Origin of the sequence: Streptomyces fuscigenes, from assembly GCF_021556455.1 — a bacterium.
GTDB classification, from domain to species: domain Bacteria; phylum Actinomycetota; class Actinomycetes; order Streptomycetales; family Streptomycetaceae; genus Streptomyces; species Streptomyces fuscigenes.
The window spans coordinates 1-6,245 of the sequence record NZ_JAKGCV010000330.1 but is presented as its reverse complement, the minus strand read 5'-3'; the positions used below and the strand labels follow the sequence as shown (position 1 = coordinate 6,245).

Below are 6,245 nucleotides of genomic sequence, written 5' to 3'. Positions count from 1 at the left end.
CGCCGCCGGCGGGCAGCCCGCCGCCGGGCCGCCGCTCCTGCGCCCCGAGGCGGCGCAGCGCCCACAGCCCGTACAGGGCGAGCAGCGGTTTGGCGAGCATCCACTCGCCGGGCCGGTAGTCCTCGGCCCGCACGAGCCGGCCGGCGAGGTCGGGTCGCTGCCGGCGCAGGTAGGCGCGGGCCTTGAGCGCATGGGCAGGCTGCGAGACGATCCTGATGCGGTCGGCGTCCTCGATCAGCGGGATCACGTTGGCGATGTTCTCCCACGTCGTCCGGCTCGCCTCCTCCAGGACCACGGTCGCGTCGCCCGACGCGTCGAACGCGCCCGACGAGCGGGCCCAGTCGGCCATCAGACGGGCCTCCGGAACGTCGCCGCCCACCGCCCCGCCGCTGAGGACCACGCGCGTACGCCTCCCGGCGGCCGCCGGGACCGAACGGGCGGCGGCCCGCACCCGCCAGCGGTTGACGGCGTTCGCCCGCCGGCCCCGGTTCCGGTACCCGAGCACCACGACGGCGTCGACGCCGTCGCCCGTCGCGCGGCCGGACCCGCCGCCCGCGGCATCGCCGACGGTCGCACCCCTCGCGCCGGACGCCGCCGCCCCACCCGCCCAGGAATCTGCGGACTCCCCGGAGTCCCCGGAGTCCCCGGAGTCCCCGGCGAGCGCGTGCGACCAACGCCGGTTCAGCCATTCGCCCCACAGCACGGCGGCGGCGACGGCGGTTCCCGTGAGCGCGAGTCCGGTGCCTCGTTGCATGCCGCGACTGTAGGACACCGGCTCGCGCCGCGCGGTGCCCGCGTCGCTCGGTGCACGCGCGAGCGGTCACCGCGGCACGCGGTGCGCGGGGGTGACGGTCAGGTGCCGCCCGTGTCCGGGCCCGCGCCGCAGCGGAGCAGCAGCAGGGCGATGTCGTCGCTGCTGCGCGGGACCACCGTCTCCTGCGCGTGCCCGAGGACGGAGTCGGCGAGCGCGTCGAGGGACCCGTCACGTGCCCCGGCGAACTGGTCGGCCAGGAGGTCGATGGACAGCCCCACGTCGATGCCGGGCCGCTCCACCAGGCCGTCGGTGTAGAACGCGAGCAGGGCGCCCGGCGGCAGCTCCACCTCCACGGCCCGAAACCGCGCCTCCTCCTGGACGCCGAGGAGCAGTCCCGGCGGCAGGTCCAGTACCTCGGTGCGGTGCGAGGCGTGACGCAGGATCGGCGGCGGGTGGCCCGCGGAGGCGAGGACGACGCGGTGGCGGGACACGTCGATGTGCGCGTAGAGGCAGCTGCAGAACAGCGGCGTGTCCAGCTCCAGGAGCAGCCGGTTGGTGCGCACGAGCACCTCCTCCGGCGGGGCACCGGTCCGCGCGTGGCTGTGCACGGTGGTGCGGATCTGGCCCATCAGTGCGGCCGCCCGCACGTTGTGGCCCTGCACGTCGCCGATCACGGCCGCGGCGCCGTCAGGGCCGAAGTCGATCAAGTCGTAGAAGTCGCCGCCCACCTCGAGGGCGTGCGTGGCGGGCCGGTAGCGGGCGACGACCTCGAGGCCGGGCACGTGCGGCAGGTGGCGCGGCAGCAGCCCGTCCTGCAGGCCGCGCGCGATCCGCGCGTTGGCGTCGTAGAGGCGGGCCCGTTCCAGCGCCTGCGCGATCATCCCGGCGAGCGAGGTGAGTTCGGCCCGCTCGTCCTGCGCGAACGACCGCGGCTTGTCGTACCCGAGGACCAGGCAGCCGAAGGTACCGCCGGAGGCGGTCAGCGGCAGGAACGCGAAGGCCGCCATGCCCGCGTAGACGGGGTGCTGGGGGAAGTCCCGCACCAGCTCGACGTTGGTCGGGTGGAAGCCCGCGACGCCGGTCTCCATCGTCCTGATGCCCTCGGTCCGGCTCGCCATCGGCAGGCTGTCGAAGTAGTCGGGCATCGCCTGCGGAAAGCCCTGCGAGCCGACGACCCGCAGCCGTCCCTCCTCGGCGACCAGCAGGGCCAGCCCCTGGGCGTCGAGGGCGGGCCTCATCTGCTCCATCAGCGACACCGCCACCTCGCGCACCCCGGCCGCCTCGGTGAGCGCCGAGGCCAGGTGCAGGAGGTGGAACAGCGTGCCCGCCCGCGCGGGGGCGGTGGACGGGACGACGTCCTCGGCGCCCTCCCCCGCGTCCCCCGGAGAGTCGGACGGCCCGAGGCGCACGCTGACGCCGGTGTCGTCCGGGTGGAGGAGGAACGACACGAACGCGCCGTCCGGCCGGCGGGCGGTGAAGCCGGTGCTCCTGCGGCTGAAGATCGCGGCGACGAACGCGTTCTCGTAGACCGGGTCACCGAGCCAGGAGAGCGCGTCCCACAGCTCGGTCCCCAGGAGCTCGGCGCGCCCGCGGCCGAGCATGGCCGCGGCCCGGTCGGAGAGGAAGGTGACCCGGCCGCGCAGGTCCAGGGCCACGTAGCCGTCCGCAAGGCGCTCGACCAGCGCCGCGGCGGGTTCGGCGTGCCGGGGCGGGGGCGGGTCGACCACGAGCGGCTCGTCCCTCGGGAGCACGGGTGCCTGCCGGGCGGCCGCGTCCCGCAGCAGCTCGGCCATCTCGTCGGCCGCCCGGCCGATGCGCTTCCGCTGCGCGGCCGTGAGTTCCCGGTGGCTGCCGGGCCACATGAGCATCAGCGCGCCCCAGCAGGTCTCACCCGTCACGAGCGGCACGACGTACATGGCCACGGAGTACGGGAAGGCGAGGGCGGCGCGGGGAAAGCGGCGGGCCAGCGCCTGCTGGTCGGGCAGCCACACCGACACCCTCGTGCGCACCGCCTCGGGCACCGGCGCGGGCGCCGCGAGGGCCACCCGGGCCCACGGCCGGGCGAGCCTCCAGGTCGCGCCGGTGACCGTGGTCATCTGGAGCAGCTGCTGCTCCGGCACCTGGAGATAGGTGACCGCCATGTGGGCGTCGACGTCGTGCGCGACGCGGCCGAGGACGAGGTCGAGACGCGTCACGGCCTCCCGCGTCCTGTCGCCGTCGTCGTTCTCCCGCACGCCGGGACCGCCTCCCGCACCGCTCGCTCGCGTCTCCGCCCGACAGGTCGATCGAATCGAATAGTCGCGATTGCCCCATATTACTAATCCTCGCCGCGCGACGGCTCCGGCCCGGTCACTCCGGGGGTCGGGGCGGGCGCCCGCTCACGCTGCACGCCCGCCCGCGAACCGCGGGTGACGCCGGCGGGCAGTGGGCCGGCTCCGCCCGGGCGCGCGATTCTCCGTACGGCCGGAAGGCCACGAGCCCGCACGACCGGACGCGTACGACCAGGCGCAGGGGACCAGGCGCGTGCGCCACCGCCCGCTCCGGGCACCACCAGCCGCTCCGTCCGCCACCGGCGTCGGCCCTGCCCACCGGGCCGACAGGGCCTCAACACCCCTTCCCGACCGAGTCGGTGTCCCCGCCGTCCACGGGCCGCGCTAGCCTGTGCCCCGGCGACAAGCGGAGGAAGATCGTGACCTACGGCCCCAAGCGTCAGGTTGACACGAGCAAGCCCCATCCAGCACGGGTCTACGACTGGCTGCTCGGCGGCAAGGACAACTACGAGGTCGACCGGAAGGTCGGCGCCGGGCTTCCCCCCGACGGGCGCGACACCGCGCGCCAGAACCGTGCGTTCATGATCCGCGCCGCCTCCTGGCTTGCGGCGAGCGGCGTCGACCAGTTCCTGGACATCGGCACGGGCATCCCGACGGAGCCGAACCTCCACCAGGTCGTCCAGAAGATCATCCCCTCGGCCAGGATCGTCTACACCGACAACGACCCGATCGTGCTGCGGCACGCGGAGGCCCTGCTCATCAGCACGCCCGAGGGCACGACGGACTACATCGAGGCGGACGTCCGCGAGCCCGCGTTCATCGTCGAACACGCGCGCCGCATCCTGGACTTCGAGCGCCCCGTGGCCCTGTCGCTGATCGCGCTGATGCACTTCGTGCCGGACGAGGAGGCCTACGGGATCGTGCGCACGCTCGTCGACGCGCTGCCCGCGGGCAGCTATCTCGCCCTGTCGAACGCCTCGTCCGACCTGCGGCCCGAGCGCGCCGCGCGGATCACGGCCCAGTACGCCGAGGCGGGCATCCGGCTCGCCTTCCGCACCCGGGCGGGCGTCGAGCGGTTCTTCGACGGGCTCGACCTCGTCGAGCCGGGACTCGTGACCGCTCCGCTGTGGCACCGCGGCACGGACGTCCCCGAGCCCGAGGACGCGACGATCTACGCTGGCGTGGCCCGCGTGCGCTGACCCGGCCCCACGAGAACGCCCCGAGGGCCCGGCACCACCACCGCACGGGTCCCGCACCGGGTCCCCCGCCGCGCCCCACCACCACGCCCGGGGCCGCACGCGCCACCCCGCCACTCCGCCGCACGCCGCGCCGCACTGCGGCTGCGGTTCGCGCCGGGCGGACGGGCGATTCCGTGCCGACGTGCCCGTGCCGTCGCGTTCCCGATCTCAAGTCGCCAACGCAGGTGCCCTATTGACAGTGGCGCGCGCCCTGCCTAGGTTCCGAACGCTCGTTCAGACATCGTTGTCGAGGTCGGGAGTCGGACATGGATTCGGACATGAACTCGGACATGGGGTCACACCTGAGAGAGGTCCGGGGCGGCACGTCGAGGCGCGGCTTCCTGGCCGCCGGCGCCGCCGTGGCGGGGTCCGCGGGCCTCGTGTCCGCGGGTGGCGCGACCCCGGCCGCGGCCGCCGAACCGTCCGCCGCGCGCCGCGTCGTGTACGACCTGCCGACGCTCACGTTCGACACGCCGGGCCCGCACGACGGTCTCGAGGCGCTGTACGAGTCGGCGCTCACCGATGTCGTCGGCATCAACACCACGTACGCCGTGCCGGACACCTACGACAAGGCCCACCTCGTCAGTTACCCGCCGGGCACGCTGGTGCGGGCCGGCGGCGGGTACCCGGAGCCCCAGCGGTGGACACGTGACGCCGCCATCAACGCGTGGAGCGCGGTCAGCCTCCTCGGTCCCGCCGTCGGCCGGAACACGCTGTGGTCCGTCGTCGATCCCGGCGCGAGCGACGGGGCACCGGTCGTCCAGCAGGACAACCAGTGGTGGGACCAGGTCGTGTGGATCGTCGGCGCCTGGAACCACTACCTCGTCACCGGGGACCACGACTTCCTCGCCACCGCGTACGGCGTCGCCACGCGCACGCTCGACCTGCGCACCGCGAAGAACTTCAACGCCTCCACGGGCCTATTCCGGGGGCCCGGGTACATGAACGACGGCATCGCCGGCTATCCCGCGCCGCCGTGGGCCCCGGGCGTCAAGTCGAGCTTCGTGCTCGACTACCCGGGCACGGACGAACTCATGGTGCTCTCGACCAACTGCCTCTACCACGGCGCCCACCAGGCGCTCGACGGCATGGCCGGCGCCCTCGGCCGCGCCGCGGACGCCGCCGCGCACCGGAGGTCGGCCGCCTCCCTGCGCGCCGCGATCGACCGCCACCTGTGGCGCGAGGACGCGGGCACGTACGGATACCTGCTGCACGGGGACGACGGGCAGGCGGGCCGGCTCGACACCTCGCAGGAGGGCGCCGGCCTCGCGCTCGCCGTGCTGTTCGGGGTGGCCGACGCGCGCAGGACACGGCTGCTGCTCGACCGGGCCCACTGGCAGCCGCACGGCATCGTCAACGTCTGGCCGCACTTCCCGCGCTTCAGCGACGAACGCCCCGGCCGGCACAACGTGATGGTGTGGCCGATGGTGCACTCGCTGTTCGGGCACGCGGCCGCGCAGGGCGGCAGGAGCGACCTGTTCGCACGTGCCCTCACCGGCCTCGCCGGCCTCGTGCAGGGCACGAAGGGCAACTTCTACGAGCTGTACGACTCCGTGACGGGCAAGCCGGACGGCGGCTGGCAGAGCGACGGAAGCGGGACGCAGAGCCACTTCGACTCCCAGCCCGACCAGGCCTGGTCCGCCACCGGCTACCTGCGCCTCGTCCACCACGGCCTGTTCGGCCTGCGTCCTACGGCGGACGGCCCCCGCTTCGCGCCCTCGCTGCCGCGGGGCTGGGGACGTGTCGCCCTGCGCGGCCTGCCGTACCGGGACATGACGCTCGACATCGAGCTGAGCGGGTCGGGCGGGCGGGTGCGCGAGTGCGTGATCGACGGCAGGCGCGCCCGCACCCCCGCGCTGCCGGCGGGCTCGACGGGGCACCACACCGTCCGCATCTCGCTCACGTCCGCCTGACGCGGCCCCCGGCCGGGCCGCGAGCACGGGGGCGGGCCGGCCGGGCGGGGCAGTCCCGCACCCGCCCGCG

Annotated in this window: 4 protein-coding genes; 2 read left to right on the top strand and 2 right to left on the bottom strand. The window is 74.7% G+C overall.

Annotation, left to right across the window (positions count from 1 at the left end; genetic code table 11):
• Together L1885_RS21450 and L1885_RS21445 are read right to left on the bottom strand one after the other, a co-directional pair.
• Positions 1 to 754, bottom strand: a 754-nt coding sequence (locus tag L1885_RS21450) for a YdcF family protein (RefSeq protein ID WP_235798799.1), incomplete at its 3' end; no start/stop codon positions are given.
• 98 nt (positions 755 to 852) lie between these two features.
• Positions 853 to 2,988, bottom strand: coding sequence for a SpoIIE family protein phosphatase (locus tag L1885_RS21445; RefSeq protein WP_235798798.1), 2,136 nt, complete (start codon positions 2,986 to 2,988; stop codon positions 853 to 855).
• Between the two features lie 455 nt (positions 2,989 to 3,443).
• On the opposite strand from L1885_RS21445, the gene L1885_RS21440 reads away from it, so the two are divergent.
• Entirely contained in the window at positions 3,444 to 4,223 is a 780-nt protein-coding gene (locus tag L1885_RS21440) for an SAM-dependent methyltransferase (protein ID WP_235798797.1), read from the top strand.
• A 305-nt stretch (positions 4,224 to 4,528) separates the two neighbouring features.
• Positions 4,529 to 6,175 carry an MGH1-like glycoside hydrolase domain-containing protein gene (locus L1885_RS21435; RefSeq protein WP_235798796.1) on the top strand — a complete coding sequence of 549 codons (1,647 nt, stop codon included), beginning with the start codon at positions 4,529 to 4,531 and terminating at the stop codon, positions 6,173 to 6,175.
• The last annotated feature ends 70 nt before the right edge of the window (positions 6,176 to 6,245 follow it).

Excerpts from the sequence above, each read along its gene's own strand:
- L1885_RS21435 (WP_235798796.1), top strand. The coding sequence starts at position 4,529 with ATGGATTCGGACATGAACTCGGACATGGGGTCACACCTGAGAGAGGTC.